General features: G+C 64.2%; 20 protein-coding genes. 14 read left to right on the forward strand and 6 right to left on the reverse strand.

Translation table 11 applies throughout. The features are described 5' to 3' along the window. The 8 genes from AC07VG_RS31145 to AC07VG_RS31180 form a co-directional block, all read left to right on the forward strand. Positions 1-227 (forward strand): hypothetical protein (locus AC07VG_RS31145; RefSeq protein WP_495022423.1); only part of this gene is annotated, 227 nt, incomplete at its 5' end. Between the two features lie 99 nt (positions 228-326). Further along, on the forward strand, positions 327-1694 hold the full coding sequence (locus AC07VG_RS31150; RefSeq protein WP_495000010.1) for a CYTH domain-containing protein: 1368 nt from the start codon (positions 327-329) through the stop codon (positions 1692-1694). Between the two features lie 421 nt (positions 1695-2115). Then, positions 2116-3183: a cellulose biosynthesis protein BcsQ gene (gene bcsQ, locus AC07VG_RS31155; protein WP_495000011.1), complete on the forward strand. Its 1068-nt coding sequence runs from the start codon at positions 2116-2118 to the stop codon at positions 3181-3183. After that, positions 3180-5381, forward strand: coding sequence for a UDP-forming cellulose synthase catalytic subunit (bcsA, locus tag AC07VG_RS31160; protein WP_495022424.1), 2202 nt, complete (start codon positions 3180-3182; stop codon positions 5379-5381). The genes bcsQ and bcsA overlap by 4 nt, the downstream gene beginning before the upstream one ends. Next, positions 5378-7675: a cellulose biosynthesis cyclic di-GMP-binding regulatory protein BcsB gene (gene bcsB, locus AC07VG_RS31165; protein WP_495000013.1), complete on the forward strand. Its 2298-nt coding sequence runs from the start codon at positions 5378-5380 to the stop codon at positions 7673-7675. Before bcsA ends, bcsB begins: the two co-directional genes overlap by 4 nt. An 11-nt stretch (positions 7676-7686) precedes the next feature. After that, positions 7687-11571 carry a cellulose synthase subunit BcsC-related outer membrane protein gene (locus tag AC07VG_RS31170; RefSeq protein WP_495022434.1) on the forward strand — a complete coding sequence of 1295 codons (3885 nt, stop codon included), beginning with the start codon at positions 7687-7689 and terminating at the stop codon, positions 11569-11571. 18 nt (positions 11572-11589) lie between these two features. Next, a complete protein-coding gene (locus tag AC07VG_RS31175; RefSeq protein ID WP_495000014.1) occupies positions 11590-12249 on the forward strand; it encodes an SGNH/GDSL hydrolase family protein in 660 nt (219 codons plus the stop codon). After that, positions 12246-12914: an alginate O-acetyltransferase AlgF gene (locus tag AC07VG_RS31180; RefSeq protein ID WP_495022425.1), complete on the forward strand. Its 669-nt coding sequence runs from the start codon at positions 12246-12248 to the stop codon at positions 12912-12914. Before AC07VG_RS31175 ends, AC07VG_RS31180 begins: the two co-directional genes overlap by 4 nt. A 4-nt stretch (positions 12915-12918) precedes the next feature. On the opposite strand, the gene AC07VG_RS31185 is transcribed toward AC07VG_RS31180, so the two are convergent. After that, a complete protein-coding gene (locus tag AC07VG_RS31185; protein WP_495000016.1) occupies positions 12919-13395 on the reverse strand; it encodes an Lrp/AsnC family transcriptional regulator in 477 nt (158 codons plus the stop codon). A gap of 140 nt (positions 13396-13535) precedes the next feature. On the opposite strand from AC07VG_RS31185, the gene AC07VG_RS31190 reads away from it, so the two are divergent. The 6 genes from AC07VG_RS31190 to AC07VG_RS31215 all read left to right on the forward strand — a co-directional run bounded on the left by AC07VG_RS31190 (position 13536) and on the right by AC07VG_RS31215 (position 19059). Further along, positions 13536-13874 (forward strand): ACT-like domain-containing protein, encoded by a 339-nt coding sequence (locus AC07VG_RS31190; RefSeq protein ID WP_495000017.1) that lies wholly within the window; start codon positions 13536-13538, stop codon positions 13872-13874. Positions 13875-14016: 142 nt separating this feature from the next. After that, entirely contained in the window at positions 14017-15798 is a 1782-nt protein-coding gene (gene tfpB, locus AC07VG_RS31195; protein WP_495000018.1) for a type IV pilus assembly ATPase TfpB, read from the forward strand. 112 nt (positions 15799-15910) lie between these two features. Beyond that, positions 15911-16831, forward strand: a complete 921-nt coding sequence (locus AC07VG_RS31200; protein ID WP_103496108.1) for an SPFH domain-containing protein — start codon at positions 15911-15913, stop codon at positions 16829-16831. 9 nt (positions 16832-16840) lie between these two features. Further along, entirely contained in the window at positions 16841-17290 is a 450-nt protein-coding gene (locus AC07VG_RS31205; protein ID WP_495000019.1) for an NfeD family protein, read from the forward strand. A 67-nt stretch (positions 17291-17357) separates the two neighbouring features. Continuing rightward, positions 17358-17678 carry a DUF2388 domain-containing protein gene (locus AC07VG_RS31210; protein ID WP_495022426.1) on the forward strand — a complete coding sequence of 107 codons (321 nt, stop codon included), beginning with the start codon at positions 17358-17360 and terminating at the stop codon, positions 17676-17678. A 241-nt stretch (positions 17679-17919) separates the two neighbouring features. After that, the gene (locus AC07VG_RS31215; protein ID WP_495000021.1) at positions 17920-19059 is read left to right on the forward strand and encodes a DegT/DnrJ/EryC1/StrS family aminotransferase; all 1140 of its coding nucleotides are present in this window, start codon (positions 17920-17922) and stop codon (positions 19057-19059) included. Between the two features lie 180 nt (positions 19060-19239). Here AC07VG_RS31215 and gcvH read toward each other — a convergent pair whose 3' ends face one another. The 5 genes from gcvH to AC07VG_RS31240 all read right to left on the reverse strand — a co-directional run bounded on the left by gcvH (position 19240) and on the right by AC07VG_RS31240 (position 25100). Further along, positions 19240-19623 carry a glycine cleavage system protein GcvH gene (gcvH, locus tag AC07VG_RS31220; RefSeq protein ID WP_495000022.1) on the reverse strand — a complete coding sequence of 128 codons (384 nt, stop codon included), beginning with the start codon at positions 19621-19623 and terminating at the stop codon, positions 19240-19242. 59 nt (positions 19624-19682) lie between these two features. Beyond that, entirely contained in the window at positions 19683-20765 is a 1083-nt protein-coding gene (gene gcvT / locus AC07VG_RS31225) for a glycine cleavage system aminomethyltransferase GcvT (protein WP_495000023.1), read from the reverse strand. Positions 20766-20920: 155 nt separating this feature from the next. Then, on the reverse strand, positions 20921-22537 hold the full coding sequence (locus AC07VG_RS31230) for an ABC transporter permease (protein ID WP_495022427.1): 1617 nt from the start codon (positions 22535-22537) through the stop codon (positions 20921-20923). An 84-nt stretch (positions 22538-22621) separates the two neighbouring features. Next, complete coding sequence (locus AC07VG_RS31235) at positions 22622-23623, reverse strand: extracellular solute-binding protein (protein WP_495022428.1); 1002 nt, start codon at positions 23621-23623, stop codon at positions 22622-22624. A gap of 259 nt (positions 23624-23882) precedes the next feature. Next, positions 23883-25100: a 2-octaprenyl-3-methyl-6-methoxy-1,4-benzoquinol hydroxylase gene (locus AC07VG_RS31240; RefSeq protein ID WP_495000291.1), complete on the reverse strand. Its 1218-nt coding sequence runs from the start codon at positions 25098-25100 to the stop codon at positions 23883-23885. Positions 25101-25152: the final 52 nt, after the last annotated feature.

Genomic DNA, 25152 nt, shown 5'->3' on the forward strand with positions numbered 1-25152 from the left:
GCCTGATACATAGATGCAACCGGGTAGCAGTGTTCAAAAGCGTGTTGACAGGGTGGGCGAGTCCATACATAGGAGCCCGGCTTGCCGGCGACGACGTCCTCAAGGACAACGCCTGGCATGACGGCCTCGTCGCCGGCAAGCCGGGCTCCTACAGGGTTCGCGTGGATCTCGAAATCGATCGGCATCCGGACGAGGCTCATCATAGAGCCATCCGGCGACTGGAATAAACCGCCGCGACGCGTGTCGCCCGCTTGTCCTGTACACTGCACGGCCTAGGCAGCCCCCTTCTCCCCCCGGCTGCGCTCCCGATCCTGGATTTTCCGGCCATGCAGAAAGAAACCGAAATCAAACTCCGCGTCAGCCGCGAAACCCTCGCCGCCTTGCGCGAGCACCCGCTGCTGAAAAAACGCAACAAAAGTGGCTGGGAACGTCGCGAGCTGACCAATCAGTATTTCGACACCCCCGAGCGCGACCTGGCCAAGGCCAAGGTTGCCCTGCGCCTGCGCCGTGACGGCGAGGAAGTGATCCAGACCCTCAAGACCCGTGGCCAGAGCGTTGCCGGCCTGTCGGAGCGCAACGAGTACGACTGGCCCCTGGCCAAGGCCAAGCTCGATGTGAAAAAACTCGACGGCGAATGCTGGCCCGAAGCATTGGCTGAGCTGGACAAGAAAACCCTGAAGCCGATCTTCACCACCGATTTCGTCCGCGAACGCGCCGAAATCGCCTGGGGTCGCGGCAAGGCCAAGGTGGTGATCGAAGCCGCGCTGGACCTGGGTTTTGTCATCGCCGGCAAGCAGAAAGAGGAAATCTGCGAGCTGGAACTGGAATTGCGCGAAGGCGAACCGGCGGCGCTGCTGGAACTGGCCGCCGAACTGGCCGAGAAGCTGGCGCTGATGCCATGCGATATCAGCAAGGCCGAGCGCGGTTATCGCCTGTTCGACGCCAACAGCTATTCGCTGAGCTTGCCGGCCCCACAACTGAGCGCCGAGATGCCGCTCGACGACGCGTTCGCCGCACTCGCCTGGCACTTGCTCGGTAGCAGCCAGCGGCTGGCCGAGCAATACCGTTTCAATGGTCACTGGCGCTTGCTGCAGGACTGGGTCGCGCAGTTGATCGAGTTGCGCGCCCTGCTCGGCAGCCTCGGCCAGGCCGCGCCACGGCAATCCACCAGCGAGTTGCGCAGCGCCCTGGATGCATTGCTGGAAGACTGGCGTCCACTGGTCAGCGCCGGCCTGGAAGACGAAGACGTGCGCAAGGCCGCGCCGGAGCAATTCCTCGCAGAGCTGGAAGATGTGCGCTGGGGTCTGTTCTCGCTGAACACCTCGCGCTGGCTGCTGGCCCGGAGCTGGACCGCCGAGCGCACCACGCGCGGCAATCGCCAGGGCGCGGCACAGTTGCAGAACTGGCTGCCACGGCTGCTGGCCGAGGAAGCCACCTCGTTGCAACTGGGACGCTACCAGCAGCAACCGGAAGACCTGGCCGAACAGTTGCCGCGTATCGAACGCATCCAGGCCTGGCTGCATCTGGCCCGTGGCGTGCTCGAGCTGCCGGAGCTGGATCGCCTGTTCGGTGAAATGAACAAGTTGGCGCAACTGGCCGAGACCGACATCAGCGATGAAGTGCTGGAAGCCCGTGTGCAACAGGCGCTGACCGTGTTCCAGAGCCGTGCCTGGAAAACCTTGTTGCGTCTGTAACTCCCCCCGATATTAGCCTCGCAACTCCGGCCCACGCGACCACTGTAGGAGCCAGCTTGCTGGCGATGGCGATTTTTCAGACGACTGCGATGTCGACTATCAGATCGCATCGCCAGCAAGCTGGCGCCTACAAGTAAACGTGCCACACCCCTCGTACAGCCATGCACCGTTCGAGCCGCGACTCGCCGAAAATTTCTTGCATCGGTAAATCTGGTCTACATTTGAACCTGATAGAACGATAAAGCACTCTGGATTAACGCTAAGTGCCTTCGGTTCTATCGCAAGACGTTCAGGCGACACCTTTAAGAACACCATCGTTTGCCTCACCGCCTGGTGGGCATGCAGCACGACGGCATTGTGTGATTAGCCGTATCTGTCCCCTTTCCAAGATTTTCTTAGAATGGTACGGATGGGCGCTGTCATGCAGCCTTCAGATGATGACGATGATGTAGAAAACCTGATGCGCACGTTCGGTGCCAAGGCCGACCGCTATCGGGAAATCGAGGTGGCCAGGGTCTTCACCGAAACGCCACCGCCCGCCACCGCGCGCCCCCCAACGCCAGCGCCGACATCTGTCGAGCCCGCTTCACCGCCCGTCCAGGCTGATACCGCGTCGGCTGAAAACGCCGGAGCCCCGTCCCTGCGTACGCTGCTCCATGATCTCTCCCGGCAACGCCAGGCGCAGACCGCGCAACATCCCCAACCGGCCCTCGCCACCCAGGTTCCCGGGCGGATCGTCGCGCTGGTCTCGACCCGTGGCGGCGTCGGCCGCAGCACCCTGGCCAGTTTGCTGGCAATCCTGCTCAACAGCGCCGAGCGGCGGGCCATCGTCCTCGAACTCGACCCGCAGAATGCGCAATACCATCACCTTGGCACCCGCCCAACGGTGCACGGCATCTGCCAGGCCAGCCTGGAACAGCAGAGCTGGCGCGATCTCGCGCAAACCGGCTACGCCAACACCCAGTTGCTGGCCTTCGGCGAGAACGACCCACAGCAGTTGCACAGCCTCGAACACCAACTCGAAGCTGACCCGCACTGGCTGGCCCGTCATCTGCACGAACTGGCCCTCGGCGAGCATGACACGCTGATCATCGACACCCCCGCCGGCAGCACGCTCTATCAGGAGCAGGCGCTGCGCATGGCCGACCTGGTGGTCGCCGTCGTGCGGCCCGACGCAGCTTCCCACGCCGCGCTCGAGCGCCTGATCAGCTCGATCAAGCCCCACCTGGGCGGTGAAAGGCCGGCGAGTTGCGGGTTCGTGATCAACGGCGTGGACAACGCTCATGCCTTGTCCGTGGATATCGCGCAGATCCTCGAAAATCAACTGAAGGCGCAATGGCTGGGCACGGTCACCTGGGACGACACGATCGCCGAGGCGCTGGCCTATGAATGCAATCCGTTCGAGCAATCCACCGAATCCCGTGGCTGCCAGGACATCCTGGCCATCGCCGACAAACTCCACGATCAGCTGGAGTCACACCGCCCATGACCTTCGAACGTCGCGTCAATCGCCTGCTCGGCACTTCCCTGCGGCACATGCGCCAATGGTCCCAACCCTTGCGCCTGGGCCTTGTCCTGGGTACCGCGATACTCTGCGCGGTGGTCCTGGCGGGAGTGATCAGCGCTCCCGCGGACCTGCTCCAGCAAGCGCTGTTCGGCCTCGCCTGTCTGGTCGCGGTGCTGCTCTTGCGACGCCTGCCGGGTCGCCTGCCGATCATCGCGATGATCAGCCTGTCGCTGATCGCCTCGCTGCGCTACATGTACTGGCGTCTGACCGAGACCCTGGAGCTGGAGAACCTGCACGACATGCTGTTCGGCTACACCCTGGTGCTGGCCGAGCTCTATGCGCTGCTGGTGTTGGTCTTCGGTTACATACAGACCGCCTGGCCACTCAAGCGCCGGCCAATCCTGCTCAGCGAAGAGCCGGGGCAATGGCCCACTGTCGATGTGTTCATCACCACCGTCAACGAGTCGCTGGAGATCGTCAAGATCACCGTGTTCGCCGCGCTACGGATGAACTGGCCGGAAGGCAAGCTCAAGGTCCATGTGCTGGATGACGGCCACCGCGAGGAGTTCCGCCTGTTCTGCGAGAGCGTCGGCGCCCACTATCTGACCCGCGACAACAACCTGCACGCCAAGGCCGGCAATTTCAACGCGGCGCTCAAGGTCACCGACGGCGAATTCATTGCCGCCTTCGACGCCGACCACGTGCCCTCGCGCTCCTTCCTGCAAATCAGCATGGGCTGGTTTCTCAAGGACCCCAAGCTGGCCATGTTGCAGACCCCGCACGTGTTCTTTTCCCCAGACCCCTTTGAAAAAAACCTCAAGACCTACCAGGCGGTCCCCAACGAAGCCGAGCTGTTCTACGGACTGGTGCAAGACGGCAATGACCTGTGGAACGCGGCAATGTTCTGCGGCTCCTGCGCGCTGATGCGCCGGGCGCCGCTGGAAGCCATTGGCGGGATGGACGAAACGACGCTCACCGAAGACGCCCACACTTCGCTGAAACTCAACCGCGCCGGCTACAACACCGCCTACCTGGCGCTGCCGCAAGCCGCCGGCATGGCCACCGAAAACCTTTCGCGACATATCAATCAGCGGGTGCGCTGGGCCCGGGGCATGACGCAGATTTTCCGCACCGACAACCCCATGCTCGGGCGCGGCCTGAGCCTCGGCCAGCGCATTTGCTACAGCAACGCCATGCTGCACTTCTTCTATGGCTTCCCGCGCCTGGTGTTTCTCACCGCACCCTTGGCCTATCTGATTTTCGGCGCGCAGATTTTCCATGCCGCGCCCTTGATAGTGGCCGCCTATGCGGCACCGCACCTGCTGCTGGCCAACCTGACCAACTCGCGCATCCAGGGACGCTTCCGCCATTCGTACTGGAACGAGGTCTACGAAACGGTGCTGGCCTGGTACATCCTGGCACCGGTGCTGATGGGCATGCTCAAGCCAAAATCCGGGCACTTCAACGTCACCGACAAGGGCGGCGACCTGCATCCGGACTTCTTCGACTGGAAGATGGCGCGCCCTTACATCGTGCTGCTGGTCCTGAACATCGCCGCCGTTGTTTACGGGGTCTACGACTATCTCGGGGCCGATATCACCACCGATGAAACCGTGCTGCTCAACCAGGTCTGGGCCCTGTACAACGCCATCATGTGCGCCGCCGCCATCGCGGTCGCCAGCGAAAGTCGCCAGGTGCGGGCCGAACCCCGGGTCGAGGCGCAGTTACCGGTCGGCCTGCTGCTGGCCGACGGCACGCAGTATCACAACGTCACCCAGGACTTCTCGCAACATGGTCTGGGCCTGAAACTGGATGAAGGCCAATCGATTCCCCTCGGCACCCATCTGCAAGTCTCGCTGCTTCGTCACCAGCAGCACTATCACTTCGACGGCAGCGTGGTCTTCAGCCGCGCCAATACGCTCGGCATCCGCTTCGACCCGATGACCTTGAGCCAGCAAAGCGACCTGGTCCACCTGACCTTTTCGCGCGCCGACACCTGGGCGCGGAACTGGGGCACCAGCGTGCCCGACTCGCCACTCATGGCCCTGCGCGCGATCAGCGTCATTGCCGCGCATGGCCTCTCCGAGTTGCTCAAGGCAACCCTCAGATTACCCGGCCAGGCGCTCGAACGGCGGCGCTCCGGCACCTCTCCCTCAGCCCCTGCCCTGGACACGCCATGAGCCCGACATTCTCCGCTGGCAGCGATGGACGCTGCATTCGTTACGCTCTCCTGCTGCTGGTCTGCTGCGGTGTCTATCCCGGCGCCGGCAGCGCCGTGACGCAAACCGACAACCGCGCCAATCCGCTCGGCGCCGGCCAAGCTCAAGCGAGCGCCGGCGACAAGAACAGCTACAGCCTGACCTTCAAGCAACTGGGCCGCCGCGACCCCATGTACCTGCGTGGGGTCGAGTCGACCGACAGCGTCGACTTCGGGATTCGCGCCGACCAGGTGGTGACCGGCGCCCAGGTGGTCCTGCATTACGGCTATTCGGCGCTGATGCTGCCCGAGCTGTCGCAGATCAACGTGCTGGTCAACGACAAGGTCGCCGCCAGCCTGCCGCTGCCCCGGGAACAGGCCGGCAAGGACCTGGAACGGGTGGTCGAGATCCCCGCGCGGCTGATCACCGACTTCAACCGGCTGGACCTGCAACTGATCGGGCACTACACGATGCAATGCGAAGATCCGTTGCATTCGAGCCTGTGGGCCAGAGCCAGCAACGACAGCCAACTGAATATCCAGTATTCGCCCATCGTCCTGAAAAACGATCTGGCCCTGCTACCGGTGCCGTTTTTCGACCGCCACGATGCGCGCCCGCTGGTCCTGCCCTTCGTCTTCGACACCTCACCCAGCCCGGCCAAGCTGGAAGCCGCCGCCGCGCTCTCCTCCAAGTTCGGTGCTCTGGCCGCCTACCGTACCGCGACCTTCCCCGCCAGCATTGGGCAACTGCCGGCCAAGGGCAATGCGATTGTCCTGGTCACCCATCGCGAAACCCTGGCGCTGGGTGAACTGTCGAGCAACGCCGCCAGCGGTCCCAGCGTAACCATGATGAGCAACCCCAACGACCCCTATGGCAAATTGCTGGTGATCAGCGGGCGCAACGACGCCGAGCTGAAGATCGCCGCCATGGCCGTCGCCCTGGGCAGCAAGTCGATGTCCGGCGCCACCGCGCTGATCGACCACCTCGACCCGGTGCCGGTCCGCGTGCCCTATGACGCGCCCAACTGGCTGCCAACCGACCGGCCGGTGAAGCTCGGCGAACTGGTCGACACCCGGCAATTGCACGTCTCCGGCTACAGCCCCGCGGACATCATCGTTCCCCTGCGCCTGCCACCGGACCTGTTCGAGTGGCGCGGACGCGGCGCGCCGCTGCTGCTCAAATACCGCTACACGCCGCAGCAGTTCTCGACCAACTCGGCACTCTTGGTGCACCTCAACGATCACCTGGTGCGCTCGATGCAATTACCCTCGATCGCCAATCTCAACGGCGGGCCGGAGCTGCTCGACTGGCTCAAGAAAGACGACAGCCTGCCGCGCGAAGCCAGCATGTTCCTGCCCCTGGATATCGCCACCTTCGAGTCGCAGCTGCAAATGCGCTACCTGTATGACTATGTCAAACAAGGCGAATGCCGGGACGTCATCGTCGAAGACATGCGCGGCCAGATCGAGGGCGATTCGACCCTGGACCTGCGCGGCCTGGACCACTACACCGCGATGCCCGACCTGGGCAAATTCCGCGACAGCGGCTTCCCCTTCACCCGCCTGGCCGACCTCTCGGAAACCGCGGTGGTGATGCCCGACACCGAGGAGCCCGCCACCCTGAGTGCCTTTCTCACGGTGCTCGGGCGCTTCGGCGAATCCACCGGCTATCCGGCCAGCGGACTGCAGGTCATCCAGGCCCGGGACGTCACGACCGTCAGCGACAAGGACCTGTTGGTGTTTGCCAGCGGCAACGACCAGCCCCTGCTCAAGCAATGGGCCGACGCGTTGCCGGCCCGTAGCGAAAGCGGCCGGCACTTCTTCGACCTGAGCGACCTGGCGCTGCGCATTCACGACTGGTTCAGCCCCGACTCGCAAGCGGCGGTGCGCAAAACCCGCACCACCCTGGCCTGGTCGGGCAGCGGCACGCCTTACCTGGCCGGCTTCGAGTCGCCGCTCAAAAGCGGCCGCAGCGTAGTGGTGGTCGCCAGCAGCGACCCGGCGCGGCTGACCGAAGTGACCGCGGCGATGATCGGTGGCGATGACTACAAGGACCTGATCCAGGGCCGCCTGGCGGTGATCCAGGACAAGCAGATCACCACCCTGGCCGCCGACCAGCCGTACTACGTCGGTGAGCTGGGCTGGTTCAGGCACCTGCAGTTGCTGCTGTCGCGGCATCTGAGCGGCATGCTGCTCGCCGTCCTGATCGGCTTCGTGCTGCTCTGCGCCTTGATCTTCCTGGGACTGCGGGCCCAGGCCAAACGGCGGCTGTCGTGAGCCTGGCGCCGATGCGCGCGGGCCTGCGCCAGACCCTGGCCTTGCTGCTCGCCCTGACGAGCAGCGCGGCCCAGGCCGATGACCCGCAGGCGCAATTGATCGAACAAGGGCGCTACTGGCAGGCCCAGCACAATCCGGACCGGGCCATGGGCGCCTGGAACAAATTACTTCTGCTCGTCCCTGAGCAACCCGAAGCGCTGTATGGCCTGGGCCTGAGCAACGTGCAACTCAAGCGCCCGGAAGAAGCGAAGAAATACCTCGCCCGTTTGCAGGCACTGGTCCCCCAACCGCCTCAGGCCCAGCAACTCGAACAGGACATTGCCCTGGGCAGCGATGAGCAGGCCCGGCTGCTGACCCAGGCGCGGCAACTGGTGGACGCCGACAAATACGACGAAGCGGTGAAGATCTATCGCCAACTGCTCAACGGTCGCCAGCCCCAGGGGGCATTGGCCCGTGAGTATTACTACCTGCTGGGTTACACCAAGGGCGGCGAACAGGAGGCCCGCGCCGGTCTCGAGCGACTGCTGCGCGAACACCCGGACGACCGCGCCGTCGCGCTGTTCCTGGCCAAGCACATGGTCCGCAACCTCGACACCCGGGCCGAAGGCATCCGCCGCCTGGCGGCCCTCGCCAAGGACAAGGATGTCGGCGGTGACGCCAACGAGACCTGGCGCTTCGCCCTGACCTGGATCGGTCCGCCGTCGCCAGCGCAAGTCCCGCTGTTCGAGCAGTTCCTCGCCGCGCACCCGGACGACAGAGCGATCCGCGACCTGATGAACAAGGGCAAGAGCCTGGCCCGCGGCTCCGCGGCACCCACCCGCAAAGTCCCCGCCTGGCAACGCGACCCGCAAGACGCCCAAGGCCTGCAAGCACTCGAAGGCGGTGACCTGGCCGCCGCCGAGCAGGCGTTCCAGACACGCCTCAAGGAAAAACCCAACGACCCTGACGCCCTTGGCGGCCTGGGTGTTCTGCGGCAAAAGCAGGAGCGCCTGAACGAAGCCGAGGACTTGCTGCTGCGTGCCACTCAACAGCCCGGCGGGCGCCCCTGGAAACAGGCGCTGGACAACGTGCGCTATTGGCGGCTGATGGCCGGCGCGAGCGAGGCGCAAAAAGCCGGACGCCAGGATCAGGCGCGAAAAATGATCGAACAGGCCGCCAGCCAGAGCCCCGCGCAACCGGCCAGCCAGGTGGCACTCGCCAACTTGCAGGCCGAGCAAGGTCAGTTGGCCCAGGCCGAGGCCAGCTACCGACGCATCCTCGCCAGTCATCGCGACGATCCCCAGGCCCTGAGCGGGCTGATCGCGGTGCTCTCGCAGCAGGGCAAAGCCGATGAGGCGCTCAAACTGATCGACTCGATCCCGCCGGCGGACCAGGCCCGCCTGGGCTCCGCCGTGTCCATCCGCGCGTTGCGCGCCACCCAGGTCGCGCGGCTCGCCGAACAGCGCGGTGACCTGCGCGCCGCCGAGCAAGCCTATCGCCAGGCGCTGGTGGACGACCCGGGCAATACCTGGACGCGCTTTGCCCTGGCGCGGATCTACCTGGGACAAGGCCGCACCCAGGCCGCCAAGGACCAGGTCAACGACCTGCTCAGACGCCACCCCGACCAGCCCGACGCGCTGTACACCCGGACCTTGCTCGCGGCGCAGCTGGGCGAATGGCAGGACGCCCAGGCCAGCCTGACGCGCATCCCGCCGGCCCGGCGTAGCCCCGAGATGGACGAACTGGGCAAGGAAATCGCCCTGCATGTGCAGACCGAGGCTGCCGTCGACAACCTCAGACGCGGCCAGCGCCAGGAAGCCCAGGCACTGCTGGCCCGCAGTCAGGCGCTGACCGCCGGCAAACCCGAACGGGTGGCGATCCTGGCCTCGGCCTATATCGACGCCGGGCAGCCGCAACAGGGCGTGGCCCTGATGCGCGACCTGGTGGAGCGCTCGCCCAGCCCAGACGCCAAACTGCAACTGCTGTATGCCGACATCCTGTTCAAGGCCGACCAGGACAACGATGCCGCCGACATCCTGCGCACCTTGCAAGGCTCGCGTTTCAACGAGGCCGATCGCCGGCACTACGCCGAGCTGGTGAAACTCTACCGCATCAAACAAGCCGACCAGTTGCGCGAGAAAGGCAATCTGGCCGGTGCCTACGACATCCTCAAGCCGACCCTGAAGCAGTACCCCCACGACACCCAGGCGATCTCGGCGCTGGCCCGGATGTACGCCGCCAATGGCAACAACGCCAAGGCCATGGCCCTGTACAAACCCCTGCTGCAGAACGACCCGCGCAATGCCGAGCTGCAACTGAGCGTCGCCAACCTGGCCGCCCAGGACCACGACTATGCCCAGGCCGACAAGTCTCTGAAGACCGCCCTGGCGCTCAAGCCGGGGGTGCCGAAGGTGCTGACCAGCGCCGCCGCGACCTACCGCGCCATGGGCAAAAGCGCCGAAGCCGCCGAGCTGCTGCGCCAGGCCGTGGCTATCGAAGGCGGCCAGCGCCGCGACGGCCAGCCCCTCGACAACCTGGACGACGACAGCGACAACCCCTTCCGCAATCAGCCTGGGCAAGCGCGTCGGGCCGCGGCCCGTTCAGAAGATCCGCTGATGCCGGGCAGCGAAGCGGCCGATACGATGCCAGCCGATCCGGCCATGGCCCCCTCGCTCTACGCCAGCTCGGACGCCGGGCTCGACAGCGACCCCGGCACGGCCGGCAATCCCTTCGCCAGCGGGCGCCGCTCAGGACCGCCCTCGCGCGCGGACCTGAGCCCGGCGCAGTTGGCCCTGAATGACATTCTCCAGGAGCGCAGCGGCTATATCGCCCAGGGCCTGAGCGTGCGCAGCAACAACAATGAATCGGGCCTGAGCAAGCTGACCGATGTCGAAACGCCGTTCGAAGCCAATCTGCCCGCCGGCGACAATCGCGTGGCGCTGCGGGTGACCCCGGTTTCGCTGCATGCCGGCAGTGCCCAGAACTTTAGCCTGACCCGCTTCGGCAGCGGCTTGTCCAGCGGCGCCCCCGGCTCGCAACAGGCCAACGGGGTGGGATTGGCGGTGGCGATGGAAAATCCGGAGCACGGCGTCAAGGCCGATATCGGCGTCAGCCCCGTGGGCTTCACCTACAACACCGTGATCGGCGGCGTCAGCCTGGACCAGCCACTGGTGTCCAGCCCCAATCTGCACTACAGCATCGCCCTCTCGCGGCGCCCGGTCACCGACAGCCTGACCTCCTTCGCCGGGACCGAGGACCGGCGCACCGGCGTGACCTGGGGTGGCGTGACCGCCAACGGTGGGCGCGCCCAGCTCGGCTACGACGACCAGGAAGTCGGGGTCTACGGCTACGGCGCCTTGCACAAGCTGATCGGCAACAACGTCGAGTCCAACACCCGCGCCGAACTCGGCGGCGGGATCTACTGGTACCTGGACAACCAGCCCGACGACAAGCTGACCCTGGGCCTGAGCACCACGGCCCTGTCCTATGAGAATAACCAAGGCTTCTTCACCTACGGCCACGGCGGCTACTTCAGTCCGCAGACGTTTTTTTCCATGGCGGTGCCGGTCACCTGGTCCCAGCGTTCCGACCGCTTCACTTACAAACTCAGCGGCGCGGTGGGGGTCCAGCATATCGACCAGAAAGGCGCCGACTATTTTCCCGGCCACAGCGCCGAGCAGAACGCCAACAACCTCTCCTATCCGGGTCAGAGCAGCACCGGTATCGGCTACAACCTGAATGCGGCGGGCGAGTACCGGCTCGGCTCGAACGTGCTGCTCGGCGGCGCACTGGGGGTGGATAACGCCCAGGATTACCGGGAGGTGAACGCCGAGCTGTACCTGCGCTACCTGTTCGAGAAAATGACCGGGCCCATGGCCTTGCCGGTCAGTCCGTATCGTTCACCCTACTCCAACTGATCCCTGGGAGCGTGCACCGTGGCAACCTCATCCGTACTGGCGGGCCTGGCAATCCTGATCATCGGCGACAGCCACCTGGCCACCCCGGATTTCCTCCTCAACCCGCTGCATGACGCCCTCGGCCGGCAAGGCGCCCAGGTCCACTCCCTGGGGATCTGCGGGGCCAATGCCGGCGATTGGCTCAAGGCCACGCCCAGTCCCTGCGGCGGCGCCGAGCGGCGCGGCAGCGGCGAGGCCACGGTGCTCACCGGCGCATCGACCCGACCGATCGGCGAACTGCTGGACAGTGACAAACCCAACCTGACCGTCATCGTCATGGGCGACACCATGGCCAGCTACGACAAACCGAGCTTCCCCAAGGCCTGGATCTGGAAACAGACCGACAGCCTGGTCAAGGCCATCGCCGCCCATCACACGCCCTGTGTCTGGGTCGGACCGAATTGGGGCAGCGAGGGCGGCATGTACGGCAAGACCTACGAGCGGGTAAAGACCCTGTCGGACTTCCTGGCGAAAAACGTCGCGCCGTGCAGCTATATCGACTCGTTGCAGTTTTCCACCAAGGGTCAGTGGCCAACCATTGACGGCCAGCACCTGACCCGCACCGGCTATCGGACCTGGAGCGACGACATCGTCAAGGCGCTGTTGCAGGCGCCGGCGCTCAAGGCCGTCAGAAAGTGAACCGGGCAGGCAAACTGCTGTTGAGCCTGGCGCCGCTGCTGAGCCTCACCGCCGCCCACGCCGATACCGCGCTCTATCCCACCGGGCCGAGCCGGGACTCGGCTTTCATTCGCTTCGTCAACGCGCTGGACAGGCCCCTCGACGTGCTCCCGGAGGGTGAACAGACACCTTCGACGCTGGCCCCATCGGTCATCTCGGGGTTCTCCACGGTGCCCGCCGACCGTCCCGTCAGCGGCACCTTGAGCAGCGCCGGGGTCAGCGTGCCAGTGACCTTGAACCTGGCGCCCGACGAGTTCGTAACGTTCGTGGTGGCTCCCGCTGACAAGGGCTTCGAACTGCTGACCGTGCGCGAACAACCGAAGGATTTCAATCGCCTGCAGGCCTCGCTGGCACTGATCAACGCCGATCCGGACTGTACCGGCGGCGGTTTGCGCCGTGCAGGTCGGCAGGCGCCGCCGATTTTCCATGACCTGAACCCTGGTCTGCTGGAGCGGCGCGACGTCAACCCGGTCAAGCTGTCCGTGCAAGGTTTCTGCGACGGGACCTTGGTCACCGCACCCTTGGACCTGGGCCTGCTGGAGCCGGGAGAGCGCTATACAGTGCTGCTCCTGTCCCAGGACGGCAAACCGGTCCTGGTATCGGTCAAGGACACCTTCGCCCAATGAGTGCCTAGGCCGGGCGCAACACCGGCAAACTGGTGGTGGACTTGATCTCGGACAGGGCGACGATGGAGTTGACCTCCTGGATTCCCGGCACCAGCGACAGTTTCTCGAAGAAAAACCGCTCATAGGCCTCGATGTCCGCCGTGACGATCCGCAGCAGGAAATCCACCGCGCCCATCAGCACATAACATTCCAGCACCTCGGGGAAACCGCGAATCGCCTCGGTGAACTCGGTGAAGTTGGAGCGACCATGGGCGTTGAGTTTGACCTCGGCGAAGATCTGCGTGTTGAGGCCGATCTTCTTGCGATCCAGCAAGGTCACCTGGGCCCGGATCACCCCGTCTTCCTTGAGCCGCTGAATCCGCCGCCAGCAGGGCGACTGGGACAGGCCCACCTGCTCGGCAATCTGCGCGCTGGAAAGCGAAGCGTCCTCTTGCAGCAACGCCAGGATCCGGCGGTCATAGGTGTCCAGCTCGCCCTGCATAAAAAAACCCCTTGATCGTAAATTTACGAATAGATCATGTCTTGCTCAGTGCTTATCCGCCCATCATAGATAAGAAATACCCGGCCCAGCGTGTAAAAATCCCCCACGACTATCCAGCCGCCGACCCAGGACCCTCCGCCATGCCCTCTCCCGAAGCCGTCCATGACGCTCCCGCCCGCGCCGATGTCTGGGCCAGCGGCAACCCCCACTGCCGGGTGCGCTACCAGGTGCTCGCCGAAGCGCAACCGGACCTCTTGTGTCGTCTGCTGAACCTGTTTGCCCTACAGTTCCTGACCCCGCACCAGGTGCAAGTGCAACAGGACGACGGTCTGCTGGCGATCGATATCGAGCTGGACGGCCTGAGCTGGCACCGCGCCCAGGTCATCGCTGAAAAAATGCGCAATCTGATCTGCGTCTGCTCGGTGGCCCTGCAACCGAGCCAAGGCGCACAACTGCATGGCATACAGACGGCGGGCTGAAGGTTTTTTGAAAAGAATCGCAATCTTTGTCTTGGTATCGACGCCAACGTCAGGCAGCCTCGCGTCTATTCTTGGTAATTGACGATCAGACAGGGACTACGTCTGGATCGCCGCTTGCAGGATCGACCGCATAGGAGCCCGCATGTCCGTCGCCCCCCTCCACCAGGACCGCTGGCTGGATCTCAATGAGCTGTTGCGCGAATTGGTCGCCCAGGGTTTTATCAGCCAGGATGCGGCCGAACAGGCCCTGGCCACTCGGCGTAACTCACGCGCCCCCCAACAGCATCCGCTGGAGCTCATCGCCAGCCAGCAGTTGGATGACCTGAGCCGTCCCGGTAAAACCCTGGACCTGGAAAGCCTGACCCTCTGGCTGGCCCGCCACGCTGGCCAGCCGTACCTGCGCATCGATCCGCTGAAGATCAACGTGGCCGCGGTGACCGCGCTGATGTCCTACGCCTTTGCCCAACGGCACAAGATCCTCGCGGTGGCGATCGACCGCGACAGCGTGACCATCGCCAGCGCCCAGCCCCATGTGCGGGCCTGGGAGGCCGACCTCAGCCATGTGCTGAAACTGCCAATTCGCCGGGTGGTGGCCAACCCGGTGGATATCCAGCGTTTCACGGTGGAGTTTTTCCGCCTGGCCAAGTCGGTCAGCGGGGCCAGCCTGGTCGACCAGAAAAACCATAACCCGGGCAACTTCGAGCAGTTGCTCAACCTCGGCGCCAGTGACCAGGAGCCGGACGCCAACGACGCCCATATCGTCAATATCGTCGACTGGCTGTTCCAGTACGCCTTCCAGCAGCGGGCCAGCGATATCCATATCGAGCCGCGCCGCGAACAGGGCACCGTGCGCTTTCGCATCGACGGCGTGCTGCATAACGTCTACCAGTTCCCGCCCCAGGTGACCATGGCGATTGTCAGCCGCCTGAAAAGCCTGGGCCGGATGAACGTCGCGGAAAAGCGCAAACCTCAGGACGGCCGGGTCAAGACCAAGACCCCGGACGGCGGCGAAATCGAGTTGCGGCTGTCGACCCTGCCCACCGCGTTCGGTGAAAAGCTGGTGATGCGGATCTTCGACCCGGAAGTGCTGCTGAAGAATTTCGACCAGTTGGGTTTCGGGGCCGACGACCTGCGCCGTTGGCAGGACATGACCACTCAGTCCAACGGCATCATCCTGGTCACCGGCCCCACCGGCTCGGGCAAGACCACCACGCTGTACACCACCTTGAAGAAGCTGGCGACCTCGGAGGTCAACCTCTGCACCATCGAGGACCCGATCGAGATGATCGAGCCGGCCTTCAACCAGATGCAGGTCCAGCACAACATCGACCTGACCTTCGCCAGCGGCGTGCGCGCGCTGATGCGCCAGGACCCGGACATCATCATGATCGGCGAAATCCGCGACCTGGAAACCGCCGAAATGGCGATCCAGGCCGCGCTCACCGGCCACCTGGTGCTGTCGACCCTGCACACCAACGACGCGCCGAGCGCCATCAGTCGCCTGCTGGAACTGGGCGTGCCGCATTACCTGATCAAGGCCACGCTGCTCGGGGTCATGGCCCAGCGCCTGGTGCGCACCCTGTGCCCGCACTGCAAGGCACCGATCCAGCTGGAGGAAGAGGACTGGCAAAGCCTGACCCGGCCCTGGCAGGCGCCGATGCCGAGCGGCGCCCAGCGTGCCGTCGGTTGCCTGGAGTGCCGCGACACCGGCTATCGCGGGCGCGCCGGGGTCTACGAGATCCTGGTCTTGAACGACGGCCTGAAGGCGCATATCCATGCCGACACCGACCTCCTGAGCTTGCGCCGCCAGGCGTTCAAGGACGGCATGCGCAGCCTGCGCCTGTCCGGCGCGCAGAAGGTCGCGGCGGGGCTGACCACAGTCGAAGAAGTGTTGCGGGTGACGCCGCAAAGTGAGCAGCACTGATGAAAGTGTCACGCCATGCGTCCGGCGCCGAGTAAACACTTTTTATCCGCGCCAGCCCCGTTACACTCAAGGTAACCGCCTTCTCGATCAACACTTGCAACAGGGAATCGTCATGCAAATCGGTAGCGTACTCCTGCTCTTCGTCGGCCTGGCCATTGCCCTCGTATTCATGGGTTTCAAGGTCGTGCCCCAGGGTTATCAATGGACGGTGGAGCGCTTCGGGCGCTACACCAACACCCTCAAGCCGGGCCTGAACATCATCATCCCGGTCATGGACCGCATCGGGCGCAAGATCAACGTGATGGAAAGCGTGCTCGACATCCCGCCCCAGGAAGTCATCACCGCCGACAACGCCACGGTCCAGATCGACGCCGTGTGCTTCTTCCAGGTGGTCAACGCCGCCCAGGCCGCCTATGAGGTGAACAACCTCGAACATGCCATCCGCAACCTGTTGCAGACCAATATCCGCACCGTGCTTGGCTCCATGGAACTGGACGCCATGCTCGGCCAGCGCGATGCCATCAACGAGCGCCTGCTGCGCACCGTCGACGAAGCCACCGCGCCGTGGGGCATCAAAGTGACCCGCATCGAGATCAAGGACATCAGCCCGCCCGCCGATCTGATGGCGGCGATGTCCGGGCAAATGAAGGCCGAACGGGTCAAGCGCGCGCAAATCCTCGAAGCCGAAGGCCTGCGCGCCTCGGCGATCCTCACTGCCGAAGGCAAGAAGCAGGCGCAGATCCTCGAGGCCGAGGGCGCTCGGCAGTCGGCCTTCCTGCAATCCGAGGCCCGTGAGCGCCAGGCCGAAGCCGAAGCCCGGGCCACCCAGGTGGTTTCCGAGGCCATCGCCAAAGGTAACGTGCAAGCGGTGAACTACTTCGTTGCGCAGAAATACATCGACGCTCTGGGCAAGCTGGCCTCGGCCAACAACAGCAAGGTGATCCTGATGCCGCTGGAAGCCAGCCAGGTGATCGGTGCGGTGGGTGGCATCGGCGAAATCGTCAAGGCCACGTTCGACAGCAAGAAACCCTGAGGCAGCGCCATGTGGGAATTCCTGCAATACCTGTCGTTCTGGGATTGGTTGGCCCTCGGCACGCTGCTGTTGATTTTCGAAATATTTGGTGCCGGCGGTTACCTGCTCTGGGTCGGGACCGCCGCCGCCGCCGTGGGCGTCCTGACCTACCTGATTCCCGGCCTGCACTGGACCTTGCAGTTCGTGCTGTTCGGCGTGCTGTCGATTCTCACGGCGTACCTCTGGTGGAAGCGCCAACGCAGCAACGCCCGGCCCAGCGACCAGCCGGGGCTCAATGAGCGCGGTCATGATCTGCTCGGCCGGACCTTCGTGGTGCATGTCGCGATTATCGCCGGACGCGGCAAGATCAAGGTTGGCGACAGCGTCTGGATGGCCACCGGGCCGGATGCCGAGGTCGGCACCCAGGTCCGGGTAATCGGCCAGGACGGCAGTACCCTGCACGTGGAGCGGATTGAATAGGATCAACGGAACTCCGGTGTAACAAACTGAATCAAACCTTTCAGATATCCCATCACCGGAGTTACCCATGCGTATCAAAACAGCAGTTGTCGCCTTAGCCTTGTTTACCCTCCCCGTTGGTGCGGCGATGGCCGACGAGTTCTGGCGCAACGTCATTTCCTCTGGCGCCACCACCGGTTCCACCTACCTGACCTTCAGGAAGGACCACAAGCTGGTGGCCGCGGCCCAGGACGATGCCGGCAGCTTCGTCGCCAGCGATGGCGGCATCCGCGGCCCTTACCTGGAGGCCGCCATGCAGAAACTGCGGACCGACAACCCGAGCCTGAAGGCCACCGACATGGAATTGGCCAACGCCATCCTGGCGAAGCACACTGTCGCCGAAGACTGATCCAAAGGCTTCACCCCCCAGTCAAAACGCCGCTTAACCGCGGCGTTTTGCATTGCCCGGCAGAAACCATCGATCGACGCCCAGGCACCGGCCCGACGTGCTCGTTCAGCGTCCGGACAGCAAAAAAAGCACCGAATTTTCACCTTAAAACAGTATCATCGGCACCATTGCAGCCTTGCTGCCTACTCTTCATTGCCGCCGGCAGAGCACTGCCGGCCTTCACATCGGACGTCACGACCTCATGAGCGAACTTCCTTTCCTGCCTTTTTCCAAACCGACCATCGACGAAGCGACCATTGCCGCCGTAGGCGATGTCCTGCGTTCTGGCTGGATCACCAGCGGTCCGAAGGTTGCGGCCTTTGAAGCGCAACTGTCGGAATACTTCGGCGGACGTCCGGTGCGCACCTTCAACTCCGGCACTTGCACCATGGAAATCGCCCTGCGTATCGCCGGTATCGGCGCTGGCGACGAAGTGATCACCACGCCAATCTCCTGGGTCGCCACCGCCAACGTGATCATCGAAGTCGGTGCGACCCCAGTGTTCGCCGATATCGACCCGGTGACCCGCAATATCGACCTGGACAAGGTCGAGGCCGCCATCACCCCACGCACCAAGGCCATCATCCCGGTCTACCTGTCCGGCCTGCCGGTGGACATGGATCGCCTGTACGCCATCGCCAAGAAACACAACCTGCGCATCGTCGAAGACGCGGCCCAGGCCCTGGGTTCGGAATGGAACGGCCAGAAAATCGGCGCCCTCGGCGACCTGGTGTCGTTCAGCTTCCAGGCGAACAAGAACATCACCTCGTCCGAAGGCGGCTGCCTGGTATTGAACAACGCCGAAGAAGCCCGTCTGGCCGAGAAATATCGCCTGCAAGGCGTGACCCGCACCGGCCATGACGGCCTGGACGTGGACGTGCTGGGCGGCAAGTTCAACATGACCGACGTTGCCGCAGCCATCGGCCTGGGCCAGTTTGCCCATATCGATAAGATCACCCCGCACCGTCGCGGGCTGGCCGAATACTATTTCGAATGTTTCGGCAGTGATTTCGAAGAGAAATACGGTGCGCAGCTACCGGTGAAGGATTTCACCAACAGCAACTGGCACATGTTCCAGCTGGTACTGCCGGAGCGTCAGGACGGCCAACCGGCCCGGGCGACCTTCATGGAAGAGATGAAGCAGCGCGGCATCGGCATCGGCTATCACTACCCGGCGATCCACCTGCTGAGCCTGTACCGCGAACGCGGCTTCAAGGAAGGCATGTTCCCGATCGCCGAGCGCGTCGGGCGCCTGATCGTGTCGTTGCCGATGTTCAACGCCATGACCAAGGCCGATGTCGAGCGTTCGGTGGCAGCGGTCAAGGCAGTCTTGCAGCGCTAATCCAACCCGCTTCCACAGTGTCCGAGTCGTGTACAAAAGTTCTGAACGACGCAGGACCTGTGGGAGCGGAGCTTGTCGGAACGCCGCACCGCCGCGAAGGGAACACTGCGGTTTTTCAGATACACCGCGTTATCGTTCTTCGCGGGCAAGCTCCGCTCCCACAAAAACCAAGCCGGCGAATTACTCGCCGATTGCCGCCTTGTAACCCGCCGCATCCAGCAACGTCTCCAGCTCCGCCACATTGCTCGGCTTGAGCTTGAAGATCCATGCGCCGTGCGGATCGGAGTTCAACAACTCAGGCTCGCTGGACAGCCCTTCGTTGACCGCGATCACCTCGCCCGACACCGGCGAATAGATATCCGAAGCGGCCTTCACCGACTCGACCACACCGGCGGCCTCGCCAGCGGCAAACACCTTGCCGACTTCAGCCAGTTCGACGAATACCACATCACCCAAGGCTTCCTGAGCATGGTCGCTGATGCCGACGGTGACAGTACCGTCAGCTTCCAGGCGGGCCCACTCGTGGCTTTCGGCAAAACGCAGATCAGCAGGGATATCGCTCATATTCAGTGTCCTCAAATTTAAGTATCAGTGGCGGAGCGATTGAGGGCCCGCCGGAAAAGTCAGATCAAGGTTTTGCCATGGCGCACGAACGTCGGCTTTACCACGCGAACCGGGTACCATTTGCCACGAATTTCAACTTCAGCGCGATCCGCCGTGGCGGCGGGCACGCGCGCCAGCGCAATCGACTTGCTTAGCGTAGGAGAGAAACTACCACTGGTGATCTCTCCTTCGCCAACCTCGGCGATCCGAACCACCTGGTGAGCCCGCAGAACACCGCGCTCCTCCAGCACCAATCCGACCAGTTTGAGCTGCGCTCCGGCGGCTTTTTCCGCTTCCAGGGCACTACGTCCGATAAAGTCGCGATTGGCCGGTTCCCAGGCAATGGTCCAGGCCATATTGGCCGCCAGCGGCGAAACGTTCTGGTGGATATCCTGGCCGTAAAGGTTCATACCGGCTTCCAGCCGCAGGGTATCCCGGGCGCCAAGACCGATGGGCGAAATACCCGCGCCCACCAGATCGTTGAAGAAGCCCGGGGCCTGGTCGGCCGGCAGGACAATCTCCAGACCGTCTTCCCCGGTGTAGCCGGTGCGGGCGATAAACCAGTCACCGTCGCTGCGGCCTTCGAAGGGTTTGAGTTGCTGGATCAGTTGGCCACGGGACTGGGTCACCAGTTCGGCGATCTTGTGCCGAGCCTGCGGCCCCTGGATCGCCAGCATCGCCAGCTCCGGGCGTTCGTGCAGTTGCACGTCGTAGCCGGCGAGCCGGGCCTGCATCCAGGCCATGTCCTGATCACGGGTGGCGGCATTGACCACCAGGCGGTAACCGACCTCGGTGCGATAGACGATCATGTCGTCGACCACTCCGCCGTGTTCGTTGAGCATCGCGCTGTACAAGGCGCGACCGGCACTGTCCAGGCGCTCGACATCGTTGGCCAGCAGGTGGCGCAGCCAAGCCTTGGCCTGGCTGCCGCTGATATCGATCACGGTCATGTGCGAGACATCGAACACACCGCAGTCACGTCGTACCTGATGGTGTTCCTCGACCTGCGAGCCGTAATGCAGTGGCATATCCCAACCGCCAAAATCGACCATCTTCGCGCCGAGGGCGAGGTGCAGGTCATAGAGAGGCGTACGCTGTCCCATGGGTTTCTCCTTCCGGGCGTGGCGAAGGCGCGGACAGGCAGGAAACCGACTTGAGCCCTTTATGGATGGGGCCTTGAGTCCTGTTTCGTACCCGGTCTGTCAGACGGACCGCACCGAATGCCGCGCATTGTAGCCGCAAGGGGGAGCCATGACACCTAGCCGATTCGATGCGCCGAACGGCGAATCAAGCCGATCACCGGCAACAGGCCGACCAGCACCAGCGTCAAGGCCGGCAGCGACGCCCGCGCCCACTCCCCTTCACTGGTCATTTCGAAGATCCGCACCGCCAGCGTGTCCCAGCCAAACGGGCGCATCAGCAAGGTGGCGGGCATTTCCTTGAGTACATCGACGAACACCAACAACGCCGCGCTCAAGGCACCGGGCAGCAATAACGGCAGATACACTTGGCAAAACAATAGTGGCCCACTGACACCAAGGCTACGCGCCGCCTCGGGCAAGGATGGCCGGATACGCGCCAGGCTGTTTTCCAGCGGCCCATAGGCCACTGCGATAAACCGCACCAGATAGGCCAGCAGCAAGGCCGACAGGCTGCCCAGCAGCAACGGCTTACCGGTCCCGCCCAGCCAGCTCGACAGCGGGATCACCAGTACCCGGTCCAGATAGCTGAACGCGAGCATGATCGACACCGCCAGCACCGAACCCGGCAGCGCATAGCCAAGATTGGCCAGGCTGACCCCGGAACGGATGACTCGGGTCGGCGCCTGTCGGCGGGCAAAGGCCAGCAACAGGGCCACGCTGACGGTAATCAACGCCGCCATGACGCCCAGGTACAGGGTGTGCAGGATCAATCCGGTGTAGCGCTCGTCGAGATCGAAGCGGCCGCGTTGCCAGAACCAGACCAGCAGTTGCAGCAGCGGGATGACGAAGGCGCAGGCGAATACCAGCAGGCACCAGGCGCTGGCCGCCAGGGCCTTGGCACCGCGCAGATGATAGAGCGGCTGGGCCCGCGTGCGCTCATTGCCGGTGCGCACGGCGCCACGGGCGCGGCGTTCGCCGTAGAGCACCAGCATCACCGCCAACAGCAGCAGGCTGGCCAGCTGCGCGGCGCTGGAGAGACTGAAGAAACCGTACCAGGTTTTGTAGATGGCGGTGGTGAAGGTGTCGAAGTTGAACACCGCGACGGCACCGAAATCCGCCAGGGTCTCCATCAGCGCCAGGGCCACGCCGGCGCCTATGGCCGGACGGGCCATGGGCAGGGCCACCCGCCAGAATGCCTGCCAGGGCGATTGCCCGAGCACCCGGGCGGCTTCCATCAGGCCCTTGCCCTGGGCCATGAAGGCGCTGCGCGCGAGCAGGTAGACGTAGGGGTAGAAAACCAGCACCAGAACCAGGATCACCCCACCGGTGGAACGGATCCGGGGCAGGCGCAGGCCACTGCCGAACCATTCGCGCAACAGGCTCTGCAGCGGACCGGCGAAATCCAGCAGGCCGACAAAGACAAACGCCAGCACATAGGCCGGGATGGCGAACGGCAGCATCAGCGCCCAGTCCAGCCAGCGTCGACCGGGGAACTCGCAAAGGCTGGTGAGCCAGGCCAGGCTCACCCCCAGCAGGGTGACGCCGAGGCCGACGCCCAGCACCAGGCTCAGGGTGTTACCCAGCAGGCGTGGCAGCTGGGTGTCCCAGAGGTGGGACCAGATCTGCAGGTCGATCGACTGCCAGGACAACAGCAGCACGCTCAGCGGCAGCAGTACCAGGGCGGCGACAGTGAATACCGGAAGGTACCAGCGGCGTTGAGCGGAATGGGCCAAGGGGATTCTCGGTAAAGGGTACGCCAGGGGGCGGGCGAAGATGCTCCTTGGGGGAGTGGTGCTTGTGTGGGGCTTACTACCAGGTCAGTTCCAGCCAGCGCGATCCATCAGGCGGATGGCTTCGGCCTGGCGCTTGCCAGCGATCTCCACCGGCAAGGTATCGGGCGCGAACTTGCCCCAGCTCGCCACTTCCGCCGAAGGCGGCACCGCCGGGTTGGCCGGGAACTCCTGATTCACGTCGGCGAAGATGCGCTGCGCCTCGGGGGTGGTCATCCATTCCACCAGGGCCTTGGCCGCTTCGGGATGGGGCGCATGCCTGGTCAGGCCGATGCCCGAGAGGTTCACATGCACGCCGCGATCGCCCTGGTTCGGCCAGAACAGTTTGACCGCCAGGTCCGGGTTCTGCTTGTGCAGGCGACCGTAGTAGTAGGTGTTGACGATCCCGACGTCGCACTGCCCGGCATTGATCGCCTGCAGCACGGCGATATCGTCGGAGAACACATCGGTGGACAGGTTGCCGACCCAGCCCTTGAGGATCTGCTCGGTCTTCTCGGCGCCATGGACTTCGATGAGGCTGGCGGTCAGCGACTGGTTGTAGACCTTCTTCGCCGTGCGCAGGCACAGGCGGCCTTCCCACCGCTTGTCGGCGAGGGCTTCGTAGCTGCTCAGGTCGGCGGGTTTGACCCGTTCAGTGGAGTACGCCAGGGTTCGCGCGCGCAGGCTCAGGCCAGTCCACTCATGGGCGGACGAACGGTATTGCGGCGGAATATTGGCGTCGATCAGCCTGGACGTGAAGGGCTGCAGGATACCCATCTTCTCCGCCTGCCAGAGGTTGCCGGCGTCGACTGTGAGCAGCAGGTCGGCACTGGCGTTCTCGCCTTCGGCCTTGATCCGCTGCATCAGCGGCGCTTCCTTGTCGGTGATGAACTTGATCTTGACCCCGGTCTTCGCGGTGTAGGCGTCGAAGACCGGCTTGATCAGTTCATCGATACGCGAGGAGTAGACCACCACTTCGTCGGCGGCGTGGGCAGTGCTGGCCATGAGGGAAAGGGCCAGGGCCGTCAGTAGACGCTTGGGTGCCGACATGGGAGCGGTCTCTCGATTTCGAAATGAGCGCGAAATGATAGTGACTCACATTTCGCTTCTCAAACCTAACCGTAGACGGAGGAGTTACCAGATGTTGCACGGGGGCCTGCCCATGAGACCGCGTAATCGTTCATCGCGAGCAAGCTCGGCTCCTACAGGGCCGGGGCCGGTCACAAAATAGTGGTCCGCGCGCACTCTGCAGGAGCCGAGCTTGCTCGCGATGAGGGCCGTGAGAACGCGAAAAGCCCCGCTAAAACCATCAGGCCCTGGCCAACTCCGGCAGATCGCCCGTCAGTCCCAGCGCCTGGCGCACAAACAGCGCCTTGGCCTCGGGCATCTGCTCGACGCTCTTCAAGCCGGTGTTACGCAGCCAGCGCAGCGCCAGCGAGTCAGCCTGGAACAACCGCTCGAAGCCTTCCATCGCCGCCATCAGCGCCAGGTTGTGCGGCATGCGTCGCCGTTCGAAACGGCTGAGCACTCGCACATCCGCCAGCCGCTCGCCGCGCTCGCACGCATGCAACAGCACTTGCGCCAGCACCGCCGCATCGAGGAAGCCCAGGTTCACGCCCTGGCCGGCCAATGGGTGAATGGTGTGCGCCGCATCGCCGATCAGCGCCAGCCCTTCGGCCACATAACGTTTGGCATGGCGCTGACGCAGCGGCACGCAGAGCCGCGCATCCGCCGAAAGCACGGAGCCCAGCCGGCCTTCGAAAGCCCGCTCCAGCTCCCGGCAGAAATCTGCCTCTTCCAGCAGCATCAGGCGCTGCGCCTGCTCCGGCGTGGTCGACCAGACGATCGAGCACCAGTCCTGCTGCCCATCCCGCTCCAGCGGCAGGAAAGCCAGCGGGCCGTCATCGGTAAAGCGCTGCCAGGCGGTCATCTGGTGCGGTCGCGAGCTGCGCACGCTGGTGACGATGGCGTGGTGCAGATAGTCCCATTCGCGGGTGGCGCAGCCGGCCAAACGACGGACCGCCGAATTGGCGCCATCCGCCGCGATCACCAGGGGCGCGCGCAGTTTGCGGCCATCGGCCAGGGTCAGCAGCCAGTCGTCGCCGGAGCGGCGCATCTGCTCCAGGCGCGCGTTGGCCAGCAGGCCCATGTCGCAGTCATGCAGGCGGTCGAGCAAGGCATCCTGGACCACCCGGTTCTCGACGATATGCCCCAGCACCTCGGCATGCACGCTGGCCGCCGAGAAGTGAATCTGCCCAGTGCCGCTGCCGTCCCAGACCTGCATGTCGCGGTACGGACTGGCCCGTCGGGCGCTGATCCCGTCCCAGACGCCAAGGCGTTCGAGAATCCGCTGGCTGGCGGCGGACAAGGCGCTGACCCGCGGTTCGAAGGCCGCCTGCGGGTCGAACGGCTTGACGCTCAGGGGGCTGCCGTCGAGCAGGAGAATCTCCAGCCCGCTGTCTTTCAACGCCAGGGCGAGGGCGCTTCCGACCATTCCGGCCCCGACAATCAGCACATCTGCGCGCATTTCCATGCTTTAAGCCTGTAGTGAAGAGTGAGCATGCCCCCTGTGGGAGCCG

It is taken from the genome of Pseudomonas sp. GW821-FHT03C07 (assembly GCF_059420925.1).